Below are 15055 nucleotides of genomic sequence, written 5' to 3'. Positions count from 1 at the left end.
CCGTGGGAAATTCAAATCAGGTTGGCTCAAAATCGTCAGATCAGTTGCGGATTGCGACAAGTAGATCCATTACGTTTGTTCCCGTGGGGCCTGTCACCAGCAACGCACCCGTGCGATCCAGATAGCTGCCGCTATCCGCCTGCTGCAGGGACTGCTCCGCGCCTTCGCCCCAGGTGGTTCCATCAATGACCGCCCCGGCCGCATCTGTCGGGCCGTCCGTTCCATCTGTACCGCCTACGACCACGGTAAGCCCTTCTGTTCCTGCAATCTCGCGTGCCAATGCCAGCGCCAACCCCTGATTGCGCCCGCCACGCCCTGGTTTTTCGGGCAGGACGACCGTCGGCTCTCCGCCAAAGATCATGACGCCGCTGGGCATGGAGCGGATACGCTCACCCAGCGCTTTGGCGACTTTCAGAAAGTCATCATGCAGGCATTCCTCGTCAGCGAGCACCTTCAGCCCCTCATCCTGCGCCAAACCCGCAGCAGCCGCGCGGGCATGAGCATTCGATGCCACGATCTGCGTGCTTGCCTCGAAATCATAGCTCTCCGGCAGTGCCCCGATCCCCGAGCCGACAACATTCAGGTCATCCCCGGGTACATCCGAAATCGCCAGAACGGTCGCCATTTCCCCTTGGAAATGAGACAGCAGCCCGCCGCCTTTAATCCGGGACAGCTTGCGGCGTTCGGCGTTCATGGCCGTGATGTCCAGCCCTTCGGCCAGCAGCTTTTTGTTTAACCGCTCAAGATCAAAAAGCGTTTTGCCCGGCAGCAAATCCTCGGCCAGCGAGGACGCACCGCCGGACACCAGCAACAGCAGGTGCGAGCCGGGCTGCATCGCTTCGACCGCTTCGCGCAGGGCCTGACCACCCCGAAGGCTGCGGTTGTCGGGAACGGGATGGGACGCCTCGATCACCGTGACATGATCCGGCAGGTCGCGTCCATGGTCGTCCTTGGTGACCACCAGCGTCGGGCGCGGGCCGAAATGTTCCAATGCGGCACGGGCCATAGCAGCAGCGGGTTTGCCCACGGCCAGGATCTGATCTGGGGCGGGGATATCGTGCAGCACCTTGCTGGTCGCCGCATGACCGCCCACGGCATCGACACCGGCCTGCCAGATGCGAATTGCCTGTTCTTTTCTGTCCATCAGCTTTCCACCCAAATCGTGACTGGCCCGTCATTGACCAGCTCTACTGCCATATCCGCCCCGAACTCACCGGTTTCCACCGGCACGCCATGCGCCGCAAGTCGCTGGGCGAACACCTCATACAGATGCTTGCCAAGGTCCGGCGCCGCGGCTTCGGAAAAGCCGGGCCTGTTGCCGCGGGATGTATCGGCGGCCAGTGTGAACTGGCTGATCACCAGCGCCGAGCCTTCGATATCTTTCACCGAGCGGTTCATTTTTGCGGCGTCATCTTTGAAGATGCGCAGTTTCGAGACCTTGGCGGCCAGTTGATCCGCCTTCGTTTCATCATCGCCCTGCATCGCGCAAACCAGAATCATCAATCCCGGTCCGGTCTGGCCGATGACCTGACCTTCCACTGATACGCTGGCGCGTGAAACTCGTTGTAGGACTGCGCGCAAATTTACTCTCCGCTTGGTGCGTTTGTTATCCGACCCATTCGACAATCTCGCTCAGATTGGCGCGGTCGGTGCGAAACCTGTTGGCTGGGTGGTCCGTATCCGCATAACCAAAGGAAATCGCGCATAAAATCATCCGGTCGTCCGGGATGTTGAAATAGCGGCGCAGGAATGGGCTGTAGGTGGCGATCGCTGCCTGTGGGATCGTGGCCACACCAAGCGCCTGTGCGGCCAGTGAAAAGGCTGTGACGAACCCTCCGCAATCCAGCGCGCCATAGGCCCCAAGTTCTTTCGGGCTGGTGATGATCGCGCAATGCGGTGCGCCAAACAGCGAGAAATTTTCCATCATCTGCCGGGCCGAGGCCGCGCGGTCGCCGCGTTCAACGCCCACCGCCTCATACAAGGCCCAGCCGCACGCCCTGCGGCGGTTCTGATAGACACCGGAATACGAGGTCGGAAAGGGCAGATCAGGGGCAGGGGCGCCGGTCATGGCCTCGTTCTGCATCGCCTCTCGAAAGTGGTCGGTTTCTTCACCGCTGGTGAGAACCACGTGCCAAGGTTGGGCATTGCACCAACTGGGCACACGTGCGGCGCTGGTCAGGATTTGTTCGATCTGCTCTTTTGGCACCGGGTCGGGGCGGAACGCGCGACACGAATGCCGTGCGGTCAGCAGCTGGTTCAGATCGGATAGTGTCACACAGGCCTCCCCGCTCGGCGTTGACGCGGCGCAGAATGGCGTCTGATCGCGCGAAGTTCAAGCGCTAACAGTTGCGGTTTTCGAAGCAGTGTTAGCCTTGCTGGCCGGTCGCCATAAGATATCCGACACCAGCGGCCACAAGCAGGCCCAGAACAACGGCGATAGTGATCTTGATAGCGGACCAGGGGCGCTCACCCTGAACGCGACCGGTGCGGCCGTTCACCACGAAGCGATATGTCTGGCCGCGATACTTGTAGGCCGCCATCCAGACCGGTAGCAGGATATGCTTGAAGGTCACGTTGCGTACATCGGTATCGATCGCGTGTATCCGCTGGCGGTCGCCACCGATGTCAAAACGCACATCCCGCTCAATCACGCGTGCCATATAACCGCGCGCCTCGGTATAGCCGTCCTGCAATTCGACCGTGTAGGCCTCGGCCCGAAATCCCGCCAGATATTCCGGCTGATAGGGCTCCAACGCCGGCAGATCCCAAGGTTCCAGCGCGTCGGTATAGCTTTTGGGCAAAGATCGCGAGGCGAGCACAAGCACGTCGTCAAAGAACCGCTTTACCCGCCCGGATTTCGGAGACCACCGGACCTTGGGCACCTGCTGCTGCACGCGCTTTCCGTCCCGCATAGTGGTTCGGGTCTCGTAATAGACGGTACCGCGCTCGCCGCGATAGCTGGATTGCGTGTCGGCATCAAAGGTCCAATAGGGCACATAGATACCCTGCATCTTGCGGCCTTTGCGGGCGTAGTCCTTCAACCCGTTTGGGGCGAACCATAGTCGCCCCAGCCAATCCCCCATCGCTTTGTGCGCCGCGCGTTCGTCCAGCGCAAAGGGCAGAACGCCCCGGGGCTTGATATGCCGATTGACCCCGGTATCGGTCACAACCGGCGTCGCGCAAAACGGGCATTCAGCGGCGTGGGTGGCCGGGTCGAATTCGACCTGAGCCGCGCAGTTGGGGCAGGACAGAACACGCGTTTCCTCGATCTCGCTGTCGGGCAGACGATCCGCAATGGCCGCATCGAAATCCAGTTCTTTCAGGCTGGCACCGCCCCAGGGACCAGCGCCGATAGCTTCGGAATGTCCGCAGTGATCGCAGGTCAGGCTGCCGTCATCGGGATTAAACCGGTAATCCGCGCCGCATTGCTCGCAGGGAAATCTGTGTTCTTCGGTCATCGTGCAACCCTGTTTCTACGCCGGCGTCTGAGAGGTCAGGCTCCGGGCGGAGGCGGTGGCAGGATCGTAAACAGTTGCGCCAGTTCCTGCACGTCTCCGGCCTTTTTCCAGCCGTCCTGACCAGCGGTCCAGACATAGGTGTCGCGGGTGATTTCTCCGTCCATCGCCATGCGTCCCATTTTGGCCTTCGAGAATGGCCCGCTGGTCTGCCCACCGACAGCGATATGCCACACATGTTCAACCGGCGGAGGGGGCGGCGGTGCCAAATGCGCTGCCGGTTGCGGGGCAGCGGGAGCGGGACTGCCCCACGGGCCGCTGGGTTGACCCGCTGCCATGTTCGACATCTGCTGTGCCATTGCCATACCCATCCCCATGCCAAGACCTGCACCCATACCGCCACCCTGACCGGGATTGTTGGCGGCTGCCGTCATCGCCTCGGCTGCAGAATACTGGGTGAACTTACCCAGATCACCCGCCAGCCCCATCGAGGTGCGCTTGTCCAACGCAGCCTCAACCGCGGGCGGCAATGAGATGTTTTCGATGTAAAACTCGGGCATCTCCAGCCCGTAGCCGTCCAAAACCGGAGACACCTCGGCTGCGATCAGCTTGCCCAGATCCGCGGTGTTGGCGGCCATGTCCAGAACCGGAATACCCGACCCGGCGATCACACGGCTGAATTCCTGCACGATGATGTTGCGGATCTGAAAGCTGATCTCGTCCATGGTGAACTCACCATCGGTGCCTACGATCTCAACCAGGAATTTCGCCGCATCCTTCACACGCACGGTATAAGTTCCGAAGGCCCGGATACGGGTCGGGCCGAACTCGGGATCGCGCAGCATGATCGGATTCTTGGTGCCCCATTTCAGGTCGTTGAACCGTGTCGTGTTGACGAAATAGATTTCGGACTTGAACGGAGACTGAAAGCCGTGATCCCAGTGCTGAAGGGTTGTCATGATCGGCATGTTGTTGGTCTCAAGCATATAGAGACCCGGCGTGAACACATCCGCCAGCTGTCCCTCATGCACAAACACAGCCGCCTGGCCTTCGCGCACGGTCAGCTTGGCGCCGTATTTGATCTCGTGCCCCTCACGTTCGAACCGCCAGACCATTGTGTCGCGGGTGTCATCGACCCAGTGAATGACGTCGATAAACTCTCCAGTCAGAAAATCGAAAATACCCATCGGGGTCTCCTTTCCTTGGGCTCAGAGCTGCTGGCCCATCAATTCACGCGCAATGATCCGCACCACCGGGCGGGCGTCTTCGGCCGTCACACCGGGGGTCAGACGCGGATCATAAAGCATCGTCAGTAATTTCTCGTCATGGCTGGTCAGCAGCGCAAACTCGTCATCGTCGTTGAAAATCGAGGGCCGCGCAGCCGGGCTGTCATTGGATAGGCCAAGGCCCTGCGCGATCTCTTCATGGATACAGCTACGGCGCAGCAGGTCGGGCAACTCGGTTCGGATCAGCGTCACCGCCCGCACATATCGGTTCGGTGCGTTGCTTGTGGCCGAGGCAAACACGAAACAGTCGATATTGGCGCGCGGATTTGCGACCAGATCCAGCGAGGCCTGACTGATGTTCGGGATCAACTGCTTGAGGCGCATGACCACATAGCTGCTGTCATCCTTACCCGCAAAGAACACGTGAAAATTGGCCTTGCGATTGACGACCGAGATCGGATGATCGGTCAGTTTGGCCAGCCGCGCCGTAAATGCCTCGACCTGCGCGGCGTCCTGTTCACGTGCATCGGGGGCAACTGACGGGGCGAATTCGGTCTGCACACGTACCGGGCCCGTCCACCGGCTGAGCTGCCCGTCCGTCTTGCGCGAAGACGCGGTCACCGCGTGGTCGGGATATTCGCTATAGAACGCAATGGCCTCGAAATTGCGCGCCAGATCGTCGGCGTCGTAAGGCGTATCGGGGCCGCCTCCATCCACACGCAGAAGGCCACGGGTCAGCAGGTCTCGTTCCACTCGCTGATAGAACCGGGCCAGATCCTGACTGGCCGCGGACGGAGGGACATAGGCATTGGGTGCAGGCGCGGGCGTCGAGGGGCGCGGTTGCGGGACAACAGAAGACGTCAGAGTTTCATCGCAATTGGCCAAAACCAACAGCGCGACAAAACCCAAAAGGGGCTTCAGATATCCCGAAAACCGCACGCGCAACCCGCCGTCAGCCCGGAACCGCCGTTCCGGCATTGTCACCGATGCCGTCCTGCCGCGCCTTGGCCGAGGCCAGCGTGTCGCGCAGTTCTGCTTCCATCTTCTGCAGTTCCTGCTCGGCGGCGGCGCGTTTGGCTTTGCCCTCATCCGCGATGGCAAGGCTTTCGTTGATGGTGCCGATCAGGTCAGCATTGGCCTGTTTGACGGCTTCGATATCGAACACGCCGCGCTCCATCTCTTCGCGGATCATCTTGTTCGACTGCCGCAGATTGGCCGCGTTCGAGGTCAGCAGTTCGTTGGTCAGGTCATTGGCATCACGCACGGCGGCGGCAGCCTCGGTGCTGCGCTGGATGGTGACGGCCTGCGCCAGCTGGGTTTCCCACAGCGGCACGGTGTTCACCAAGGTCGAGTTGATCTTGGTCACCAGAGACTTGTCATTCTCCTGCACCAGACGGATCGACGGCAGCGATTGCATCGTCACCTGACGGGTCAGTTTCAGGTCATGGACCCGACGTTCCAGATCGTCGCGCGCGGCGCGCATATCGCGCAGCTCCTGCGCCTTCATCACCTGCTGATCTTCAGGCGCGGCCTGAACCTCAGCCTCTTTTTCCGGGATATCGTGGCTGTCCAGCTCAGTCAGCTTTTCCTCGCCCGCCGCGATGTAAAGCGCCAGTTCGTCGTAGAAGTCCAGCGTTTTTTCATAGAGCAGGTCCAGCGACTTGATGTCCTTGAGCAGCGTGTGTTCATGGCCCAGCAGGTCGTCGGTGATGCGGTCGATCTGGCCCTGAACCTCTTCGTACTGAGCCGTAAACTTGGCAAAAGGCGCGGCGCGGCCCAGCAGTTTTTCCCACCAGCTCCGCTCGCGGCGCACGTCCAATTCACTGACCGAGAAACCACGGATCGTGGTCACGATGTTGCGCAGGCTGTCCCCGGCTGGGCCAACATCCTTATTGCGCACATCGGCCAGCATCGCCTGGCTGATTTCCTGCAGTTCGGCCTGAGCGGATGAGCCGAAAGACACGATCGAGTTGGTGTTTTCCATGTCGATCTCGTCCATCCGCTTGCGGATCTCGGCGCTGACGGGTTCGTCGGCCTCTTCCAGCGAAACAACTTCGGCCACAGGTTCGGGCAGGGCGACGGCGGTTACTTCCTGCACCAGTGTTTCGGCCTCGACCGCCTTGTTCTTGATCGCATCGGACATGGGGTAATCCTTTCTCAAATAACTGTCCGGTCAGTCCAACCGGACGCCTTCGCGTTGCAGACGTTCGCGCAACACGTCAATTTCAACCGTCAGATCACTGCGGTCATCCAAAAGCATCTTGCGGGTGCGGGCCGCGAAATTCTGTTCCAGATCGTCCAGCAGGGCGGTGTAGTCGGCCAGCGCCTGCGCATCCCGGGTGCGGGCATAGACATCGGCAAACTTTACCGTCGCATCCCGCGCGCCCTGAAGATAGACGGTCAGGTATTTACGGGCGCCGGCCAGATCCCGCGGGTCTTCCTCGACCGTGCGGAACAGATCGCGGGCGGTGTCCTGAAAGCGTTCGACCCGCGCCTCGACCCGACGATCACCGGCGCGTTTGATGGCATCGGTCATCTCGGTCAGATGGGTTTCGGCGTCTTCGACCACCCGGGCCACGCGGTCCTGCTGAAAGGTGTCGATCCCTTCCATGCCCTTGTCTTTCATCGGGTCCAGCCCGAAGGACACGGAATGCAGCACCGTAGCCACAGCCCCAAACAGGATCGGGGCCAGCAGGCCAGCCTGCGCGGCGGTTTCGGCGTCCAGATACTCGGACCGATACGCGGCCAGCGCGGTGCCCAGCCCGGTCAGAACACTGGCGAAAATCTTGCGGGGAAAGGCCGGGCGGCGGGCAGTGCGGCGCGCGTTAAAGGCGGCCTCGGCGCGCAAGCCCTCGCGCAGCATAAACGCGGCACCGGTCAACAAGCCCGCAGCGATCAGCCCGATCGTCATACCAATCGCGCCGTCGTTCAGGGATAGAAACACCAAAGGAATAGCTGGCAGAAACAGGATATTCACCCGCGCGCCCGCCGGTTCGACCCGTGCGCCGTGGAATTGTTCGCGCGGGGGGGTGTCGTCGTCAGACCCGCCACCTTGAGGGCTGAATTTTCCGCCATACCGCTGTGACATGCGCTACAGCCCTCCCAGCACGCCGGTGCAGACGCCGAACAACAGTACCAGCAGGGCCGCGTAGGCCAGTTTTTGCACTCCGGTCCCTGACATGACGCCCCCCAAAAGCAACGCTCTGGGAAAATTTAGGCGATACGAGGGCTTGGCGCTAGGGGGAAGGTTGCCAAACCCGCGTCACTTGCGAGTTTTCTTGCCGATGGGGGGCCGTTTTCGTTGCGGTCGCGCGGGGCGTTTCGGCTTGGCTTCAGGTTCGCCGTCCAACCCCAACTGGTCCCGCATCACACGGCGGCGGATTTCCTCGACCCCTCCGGGCTTCAGGCTGCCCAGTTGGAACGGGCCGTAGGACACGCGCAGCAGGCGGTTCACGGCATAGCCGATATCCTCCATCGCGCGGCGAATTTCGCGATTCTTGCCTTCGCGCAGACCGATGGTTAGCCAGGCGTTTGCGCCCTGTTGGCGGTCCAGTGAAACGTCCATGGGCAGAAAACGCTCGCCGTCGATCACCAACCCCTTGCGCAGGGGGGCAAAGTCTTCGTCTTTGGGGCGTCCATTCACCCGCACGCGGTATTTGCGCAGCCATCCTGTCGAGGGTAGCTCCAGCTTGCGCTTGATGCCGCCGTCATTGGTCAGCAGCAGCAACCCTTCCGAGTTCAGGTCCAAACGCCCAACGCTCATGACGCGGGGCATGTCCTCTGGCAGGTTGTCGAAGATGGTCGCGCGGCCTTTTTCGTCGCGTGTCGTGGTCACCAACCCCGGGGGCTTGTGATACAGCCACAGGCGCGAGGGTTCGGGCTCGGACACCGGTTTGCCATCAACAGTGATCTTGTCTTTGCCGGTGACGTTCAGGGCAGGGCTGTCGATGGCCTTGCCATTCACGGTCACACGACCGGCTTCGATCATGCGTTCGGCTTCACGGCGCGAGGCAACGCCCGCGCGGGCAAGCACTTTGGCGATCCGGTCGCCGGGAGGAGGGGTTTTGGTCATCCGCAGCCCATAGCGCATCCCGCCCGCTTGCGAAAGACAGGTTTCTGATGCAGTCAGGGGCATGGAGTACAGATCGCATATGAACAAGGCGCTGGCTGAGGCGCGCGCAGCCGCAGAACGCGGAGAAGTGCCGGTGGGCGCCGTTATCGTGCTGGGCGACCGTGTGGTGGCCGCAGCGGGCAACCGGACGCGTGAGCTGAACGATCCCACTGCCCATGCCGAGATTTTGGCCCTGCGCGCCGCCTGCGCCGAGGCCGGGTCCGAGCGGTTACCGGACCATGATCTTTACGTCACGTTGGAACCCTGCGCGATGTGCGCCGCGGCGCTGGCCGCAGCGCGTATCCGGCGCATCTACTACGGCGCTGCCGATCCGAAATCCGGCGGTGTAGCTCATGGCGCGCGGGTGTTCACCCACAAACAGGCGCACCATGTCCCCGAGGTCTACGACGACATCGCAGGGCAGGAGGCCGCCGATCTTTTAAAAACCTTCTTCGCCGCGCGGCGTGATCCTAGAGAGTGATCGGTTTCATCAACTCCGGTTCGATCACATCCACTTCCGGCAACCCATCGATCAGCGCCTGCGCGGACTGTTCCAGAATCGGGAAAGTCTTGTAGTGGCAGGGAATCACGGTCTTGAAGTTGAAGTACCGCTTGGCCGCATAGGCCGTCGCTTTCATGTCCATGGTGAAATGGCCGCCCGCCGACAGGATGCCGATATCGGGTTTGTAATAATCCCCCATCCATTCCATATCGGCCATGATATCGGTGTCGCCGGACACATAGAGCATGTGCCCTTCCGAGGCGATCATGAAACCGACCTCGCTGCCACCGGTGCGCAGACCATCTGGCGTCGAGAAGGTCGAACTATGAGACGCGGGCACCATCGACACCATGACCCCGTTCAGGTTCACCGTGCCGCCTTTGTTGAAACCGATGGTCTCTAGCCCTTCGGCCTCGCTCCAATATCCCATCAGGTCGTACTGGCCCACCACTGGCACTTTCAGGTGCTTGGCCAGTGACACAACATCGGCCACATGATCGAAATGCGTGTGCGTCAAAAGAAAATGCGTCGCACCGTCCACAGCGGCATCGTGCTGGTCTTCGGATAGCACCGGATTGCCGGTCAGCCAGGGGTCAATCAGCAGAACCTGCCCTTCGGTTTCAATACGGAAACTGCCGTGCCCCAGCCAAATGATGTTCATGAAAACGTCCTCCCAAAACAAACTCTTGGCATCAACCTAGCATCGGATATGTAAAAGTTCATGGACTGGTTTCAGGAAATTGACGGATATTGCGAGCGCCTGTCGCCCGCCTATTGGGCCGAGCCGATCAACGCGGTGACAAACGCAGCTTTTCTGATCGCGGCGTTCATCATGTGGCGGCGCGTGCGCGGGCAGGGGATGCCTCTGGCGATGGGGCTAGTAGTCATCCTCGCGGTGATCGGGGTGGGCAGCTATCTGTTCCACACCCACGCGCGTGTCTGGGCCGCAATGGCCGATGTCGCGCCGATCTTGCTGTACATTCTGGTCTATATCTTCGCGATCAATCGGGATGTCTGGCAGATGCGGCCAGTCTATGCCCTGATCGTCACCGTCCTGTTCGTGCCCTATGCTGCAGCTACGGTCCCGCTGTTTCAGTTCATTCCGGGTCTGGGTGGATCGTCGGCATATGCTCCGGTGCCGCTGCTGATTCTGATCTACGCATTTTTGCTGCGCAATCGCGTCCCCGAAACAGCGCGTGGCCTTGCGATCGGGGCGGGCATCCTGATGGCCTCGATCACCTTCCGGGCACTGGACGAACCCCTGTGCGCCCAGCTTCCACTGGGCACACATTTTATGTGGCACATCCTGAACGCCACAATGCTGGGCTGGATGATCGAGGTCTATCGCAGGCACATGGCCCGCGCGTCTCAGTCCTGAAACTCAGACTTAAAACGCGGCGGCTAGATGTTCTGGCAGGTCAAACTCAGACAGAACCCGCGCGCGGCCCTCAGTCGACATTTTGCGGGCGGTCTTTTCGACGATGCTCTGGATTTTCTCGGCTGAGTGTTTCTCGGCGAAGGGCGCGAAGTACCATTTCAGGAACACGAAGCAGATCACATCTTCCAGTGCCTGCACGTCGTCATCCCGTTTGATGCCCTGTTTGCGCAGCATCCGTCCGGCGGCTTCGATCTCATCCGCGCCGTAACCGGCCTGTTCCATCAACGCCATGACAACGTCGGCGTGATGGACACCTTGCGCCTTGCGCCAGGCCAAGTACCCGGCGCGGCCCTCGGGGTATTCGCTGCGCGCCAGTTTCCAACGTTCAACATGCTGACCCCGAGCCGCAATCTGCAGCACATCCGAAGCGTCCGGGAAAAGCCTGTCCAGCTCTGCGCTCATGCGCTGGCCGTACAGCAGCTCGACCGGCTGGCCGTCATCAAGGTTGGGGTCTTGGGTGTTGGCCGCATCAATTGCGTCCAGAACTGCTTGTTTGCGCGCGCTCATCTACTGCTCCGTTGGCTTGCCGAACCTGATTTTGGTTCGACGGATCACTTTGATCACCCTAGCGGTTGGACGTAATAAGCGCAGCAGTCAATTGCAGTTTTTCCGGGCCGGACGTCGAATACCCGACCCGGACAGGGGGTCATATCATTTGCCCAACTTGGCCTGATCCTGCGTGACAGGTTGAGAAACAGTTTCGGGGAATGTCAGGTCGCGCGTCAGGGTGTTCATGGTGGGGCCAAAAGCCTGCGCCTGGGCGGCAAGAACTATGGTGGCCAATACAAAAGCAGTCATGAACGTTTTCATTGTCTTTCTCCGGTTTAAGGCTGTGCTGTAATATTTGAAATGAACAGTTCGGTTCACTTTTTCAATGTGCGAAATGAACTAAACGGTTTACTTTTGCGTATAGGGGATATGCAAATTTGAATGGCAGTAACCATGCGCAGGTCGAAACGGGACCGATCGATCCCTAGCCGGTCTTGCGACCCGGCCCCCAGACAGGTAAATGCCCCCTAACGCATATGAGGTTTTCCGATGTCGATTGACCAAAACACCGCCGCCAAGGTGGCCAAACTGGCCCGGATCAAGGTCGAGGATGACGCGCTGCCCGCGCTGGCGTCTGAGTTCAACACCATCCTTGGGTTCATCGAGCAACTGAACGAAGTGGATGTCGAAGGCGTCGAGCCGATGGTCTCGGTCGAGCCGATGCGCCTGAAGCGTCGTGAGGATGTGGTCACCGACGGAAACCAGCAGGACAAGGTTCTGGCCAACGCCCCCGACGCGCGCGAAGGCTTTTTCGCAGTCCCCAAAGTGGTGGAGTAAGACATGAGCGATCTGAACAAACTGGGCCTGGCTGAGGCCCGCGACGCGCTGCGCAAGGGTGAAGTGACCTCGGTCGAGCTGACCGAATCCTGCCTGAAGGCCATTGATGAAGCCGACGCGCTGAACGCTTTTGTCCACAAGACGCCTGAAATCGCGCTGGAACGCGCCAAGGCGGCGGATGAGCGGATCAAAGGCGGCGACGCGCCGTCGATGTGTGGTCTGCCGATCGGCATCAAGGATCTGTTCTGCACCAAGGGCGTGCCCTCGCAGGCGGCCTCGAAGATTCTGGAAGGCTTCAAACCCGATTACGAATCCACCGTGTCCCAGCAACTGGCAGATGCCGGGGCCGTGATGCTGGGCAAGTTGAACATGGACGAATTCGCCATGGGCTCGTCCAACGAAACATCCGTCTATGGCAACGCGGTCAGCCCGTGGCGTCGTGGCAACGATGATGCGCAGTTGACCCCGGGCGGCTCATCGGGCGGCTCAGCCTCGGCTGTGGCCGCTGACCTGTGTTTGGCCGCGACCGGTACTGACACCGGCGGCTCGATCCGCCAACCTGCCGCCTTCACCGGCATCACCGGCATCAAGCCGACCTATGGCCGCTGCTCGCGCTGGGGCATCGTCGCCTTTGCCTCCTCGCTGGACCAGGCCGGACCGATGACCAAGAACGTGCGCGACGCGGCGATCATGCTGGAGACGATGTGCGGTCACGACCCCAAGGATTCGACCAGCGCCGAACTGGCCGTACCGAACTTTGAGGCGATGTTGACTGGCGACATCAAGGGCAAAAAGATCGGTATCCCCAAGGAATACCGCATGGACGGTATGCCCGCCGAGATCGAAAAGCTCTGGGCTGACGGTGCCGAGATGCTGAAAGCCGCGGGTGCCGAGATCGTCGATATCTCGCTGCCGCACACCAAATACGCGTTGCCCGCGTATTACGTGATTGCGCCGGCCGAGGCGTCTTCGAACCTGGCTCGTTATGATGGTGTCCGCTATGGCCGCCGCGCGCAACTGGCGCAGGGTGACGGCATCACTGAGATGTACGAAAAAACCCGCGCCGAAGGTTTTGGCCACGAGGTGCAGCGCCGTGTAATGATCGGTACCTACGTGCTGTCAGCAGGCTTCTACGACGCCTATTACAACCGCGCGCGCCGCGTCCGCACTCTGATCAAGAAAGACTTCGAGGACGCATTCGCCGCAGGCGTCGATGCGATCCTGACCCCGGCCACGCCATCAGCGTCGTTTGGCTTGGGCGAGATGACCGAGGCTGATCCGGTTCAGATGTACCTCAACGACGTCTTCACCGTGACGGTGAACCTAGCTGGTCTGCCGGGTGTCTCGGTACCTGCCGGTCTGGACAAGCAAGGTCTGCCGCTTGGTCTGCAACTGATCGGACGTCCGTGGGAAGAGGGTGATCTGCTGAACACAGCCTACGCGTTGGAGAACGCAGCGGGGTTTGTGGCCAAGCCGGGCAAATGGTGGTAAGCCTCAGGTCAGGCAAGACAACGCAAGACGGAGCAGCTGGATGCGCTTTACGCTTCTGATCCCCGTAATCGGGTTGGTGGCCGCCTGTGATACGGTGGCACCGGTAGGTGGCCCGGATTTCAACACGCCCGCCTATCAGGCGCAGCGTGAGGCGCAATTGGCAGGGCAGGGGCACACCGGTAACCCGCTGCTTGGCCCCTCTGAGGTGACCGAGGAACAACTGGGCGCGCCGGGCGCTGGCGCCCCTCTGCCGACCGGCGAGAATGCTGACCTTGCCTCGGCAACCGCAGCCGCGTTGGCCAGCACGTCCGGACAGCCCGCATATGTACCGCCCGCGTCAACGGTCGAAGATCCCATCAACAACGGGATCTCGGACGAACAGGACTTCGACGCGGTTTCGGATCGCCGAACCATCGAATCCGATGCCGCGCGCATCGAACAGAACCGCCAGACCTATGAGGTTGTTTCACCAACAGCCGTTCCGGCCCGTGGTTCGGACGGTCAGCCCAATATTGTGCAATATGCGCTGAACACCTCGAACCCGGTCGGGACCCAACTCTACAGCCGCGCCGGGTTCAATCTGCAGGCCAAGGCGCAGCGCAACTGCGCCCGCTACCCGTCGGCCGATCAGGCTCAGATCGATTTCCTGTCCAATGGCGGCCCGCAGAAGGATCGCAAAGGTCTGGACCCGGATGGCGACGGTTTTGCCTGCGGCTGGGACCCAAGCGCGTTCCGCAGTGCCGTCAATAACTGAACCCCCGACACCCATCTGGCAACCGTCCCCGAATTTTGGTGAGCGAAGGGACGGGCTGCCTCCGTCCTTGGTGGTCATCCACTACACCGCGATGGACAGCGCGCAGGCGGCGCTGGATCGCTTGTGTAATCCCGAACATGAGGTCTCGGCCCATTACCTGATCGGCAGGGATGGCACGCTTTGGCAGATGGTGCACGAGAAGCACCGCGCCTGGCATGCAGGCGCAGGTGAATGGCACGGCCAGAGCGACATCAATTCCCGCTCAATCGGCATCGAACTGGACAATACCGGGGCGCACCCGTTTTCAGAACCTCAGATAGCTGTGCTTGAAACCCTGCTGCGCCAGATCCAGAAACGGTGGTCGATCAGCCCGGACCACGTGATCGGCCATTCCGACATGGCGCCGGGACGAAAATGCGACCCCGGCCCCCGATTCCCCTGGCAACGGCTAGAGCGCCTGAACCTCGCAGGACGGCGCGGAGAGGGGAAAGCCCCACAACACCCGACGATGCAATCCTTCCGGGCCGCGGCCCACGCGGCTGGGTATTCCTTTGAGGCCGACGACGACACGCTGCTGGCTGCGGTCCGGCTCAGATACCGTCCGTGGGCCACGGGCGGCCTGCAACCCGCCGATTTCGCGCCGCTGGACCGATAGACACCGATCCGGGCTTCATCGGGCCAAAAATACCTCGGGGCTGAATTGGCCGCAGGCCAAGAAGGGGCTGACCTCTTCGCGCCCTGACCCCTTGACG

Annotated in this window: 18 protein-coding genes; 6 read left to right on the top strand and 12 right to left on the bottom strand. The window is 61.0% G+C overall.

Features of this window, described 5'->3' with window-relative positions; all coding sequences use genetic code 11:
* Positions 1-40 precede the first annotated feature (40 nt).
* The 9 genes from ACR0KW_RS04940 to ACR0KW_RS04900 form a co-directional block, all read right to left on the bottom strand.
* Positions 41-1144, bottom strand: a complete 1104-nt coding sequence (locus ACR0KW_RS04940; RefSeq protein ID WP_480803995.1) for a glycerate kinase type-2 family protein — start codon at positions 1142-1144, stop codon at positions 41-43.
* Positions 1144-1581 carry a D-aminoacyl-tRNA deacylase gene (dtd, locus tag ACR0KW_RS04935; protein ID WP_480803994.1) on the bottom strand — a complete coding sequence of 146 codons (438 nt, stop codon included), beginning with the start codon at positions 1579-1581 and terminating at the stop codon, positions 1144-1146. Before dtd ends, ACR0KW_RS04940 begins: the two co-directional genes overlap by 1 nt.
* A gap of 25 nt (positions 1582-1606) precedes the next feature.
* Positions 1607-2275 (bottom strand): nitroreductase, encoded by a 669-nt coding sequence (locus ACR0KW_RS04930; protein WP_480803993.1) that lies wholly within the window; start codon positions 2273-2275, stop codon positions 1607-1609.
* Between the two features lie 91 nt (positions 2276-2366).
* Positions 2367-3458 (bottom strand): TFIIB-type zinc finger domain-containing protein, encoded by a 1092-nt coding sequence (locus ACR0KW_RS04925; RefSeq protein ID WP_480803992.1) that lies wholly within the window; start codon positions 3456-3458, stop codon positions 2367-2369.
* Between the two features lie 35 nt (positions 3459-3493).
* Positions 3494-4642: an SPFH domain-containing protein gene (locus tag ACR0KW_RS04920; RefSeq protein ID WP_480803991.1), complete on the bottom strand. Its 1149-nt coding sequence runs from the start codon at positions 4640-4642 to the stop codon at positions 3494-3496.
* 21 nt (positions 4643-4663) lie between these two features.
* Complete coding sequence (locus ACR0KW_RS04915) at positions 4664-5659, bottom strand: DUF2927 domain-containing protein (RefSeq protein WP_480804198.1); 996 nt, start codon at positions 5657-5659, stop codon at positions 4664-4666.
* Positions 5634-6824 carry a toxic anion resistance protein gene (locus ACR0KW_RS04910; protein ID WP_480803990.1) on the bottom strand — a complete coding sequence of 397 codons (1191 nt, stop codon included), beginning with the start codon at positions 6822-6824 and terminating at the stop codon, positions 5634-5636. Before ACR0KW_RS04910 ends, ACR0KW_RS04915 begins: the two co-directional genes overlap by 26 nt.
* 30 nt (positions 6825-6854) lie before the next feature.
* Positions 6855-7769: a 5-bromo-4-chloroindolyl phosphate hydrolysis family protein gene (locus tag ACR0KW_RS04905; protein ID WP_480803989.1), complete on the bottom strand. Its 915-nt coding sequence runs from the start codon at positions 7767-7769 to the stop codon at positions 6855-6857.
* A gap of 174 nt (positions 7770-7943) precedes the next feature.
* Positions 7944-8816 carry a pseudouridine synthase gene (locus ACR0KW_RS04900; RefSeq protein ID WP_480803988.1) on the bottom strand — a complete coding sequence of 291 codons (873 nt, stop codon included), beginning with the start codon at positions 8814-8816 and terminating at the stop codon, positions 7944-7946.
* Here ACR0KW_RS04900 and ACR0KW_RS04895 point away from each other — a divergent pair.
* A complete protein-coding gene (locus ACR0KW_RS04895; RefSeq protein ID WP_480803987.1) occupies positions 8815-9273 on the top strand; it encodes a nucleoside deaminase in 459 nt (152 codons plus the stop codon). The genes ACR0KW_RS04900 and ACR0KW_RS04895 overlap by 2 nt on opposite strands.
* Here the strand turns inward: ACR0KW_RS04895 and ACR0KW_RS04890 are convergent.
* Complete coding sequence (locus tag ACR0KW_RS04890) at positions 9263-9955, bottom strand: metal-dependent hydrolase (RefSeq protein ID WP_480803986.1); 693 nt, start codon at positions 9953-9955, stop codon at positions 9263-9265. The two genes, ACR0KW_RS04895 and ACR0KW_RS04890, sit on opposite strands and share 11 nt — an antisense overlap.
* A gap of 60 nt (positions 9956-10015) precedes the next feature.
* On the opposite strand from ACR0KW_RS04890, the gene ACR0KW_RS04885 reads away from it, so the two are divergent.
* A complete protein-coding gene (locus tag ACR0KW_RS04885) occupies positions 10016-10672 on the top strand; it encodes a ceramidase domain-containing protein (RefSeq protein WP_480803985.1) in 657 nt (218 codons plus the stop codon).
* A 9-nt stretch (positions 10673-10681) separates the two neighbouring features.
* Here ACR0KW_RS04885 and ACR0KW_RS04880 read toward each other — a convergent pair whose 3' ends face one another.
* Both ACR0KW_RS04880 and ACR0KW_RS04875 read right to left on the bottom strand, forming a co-directional pair.
* Entirely contained in the window at positions 10682-11239 is a 558-nt protein-coding gene (locus tag ACR0KW_RS04880; RefSeq protein ID WP_480803984.1) for a DUF4202 domain-containing protein, read from the bottom strand.
* A gap of 144 nt (positions 11240-11383) precedes the next feature.
* Positions 11384-11542, bottom strand: coding sequence for a hypothetical protein (locus ACR0KW_RS04875; protein ID WP_480803983.1), 159 nt, complete (start codon positions 11540-11542; stop codon positions 11384-11386).
* Between the two features lie 228 nt (positions 11543-11770).
* On the opposite strand from ACR0KW_RS04875, the gene gatC reads away from it, so the two are divergent.
* The 4 genes from gatC to ACR0KW_RS04855 are packed head-to-tail and all read left to right on the top strand — an operon-like array spanning position 11771 to position 14958.
* Positions 11771-12058 carry an Asp-tRNA(Asn)/Glu-tRNA(Gln) amidotransferase subunit GatC gene (gatC, locus tag ACR0KW_RS04870; protein ID WP_480640960.1) on the top strand — a complete coding sequence of 96 codons (288 nt, stop codon included), beginning with the start codon at positions 11771-11773 and terminating at the stop codon, positions 12056-12058.
* 3 nt (positions 12059-12061) lie between these two features.
* Positions 12062-13549: an Asp-tRNA(Asn)/Glu-tRNA(Gln) amidotransferase subunit GatA gene (gene gatA / locus ACR0KW_RS04865; protein ID WP_480803982.1), complete on the top strand. Its 1488-nt coding sequence runs from the start codon at positions 12062-12064 to the stop codon at positions 13547-13549.
* Positions 13550-13589: 40 nt separating this feature from the next.
* The gene (locus tag ACR0KW_RS04860) at positions 13590-14303 is read left to right on the top strand and encodes a hypothetical protein (protein WP_480803981.1); all 714 of its coding nucleotides are present in this window, start codon (positions 13590-13592) and stop codon (positions 14301-14303) included.
* Positions 14296-14958 carry an N-acetylmuramoyl-L-alanine amidase gene (locus ACR0KW_RS04855; protein ID WP_480804197.1) on the top strand — a complete coding sequence of 221 codons (663 nt, stop codon included), beginning with the start codon at positions 14296-14298 and terminating at the stop codon, positions 14956-14958. The genes ACR0KW_RS04860 and ACR0KW_RS04855 overlap by 8 nt, the downstream gene beginning before the upstream one ends.
* The last annotated feature ends 97 nt before the right edge of the window (positions 14959-15055 follow it).

Source organism: Ruegeria sp. CG11, from assembly GCF_056537245.1.
The sequence above is the reverse complement of the archived record's forward strand: the minus strand, read 5'-3'. Positions and strand labels throughout refer to the sequence as shown.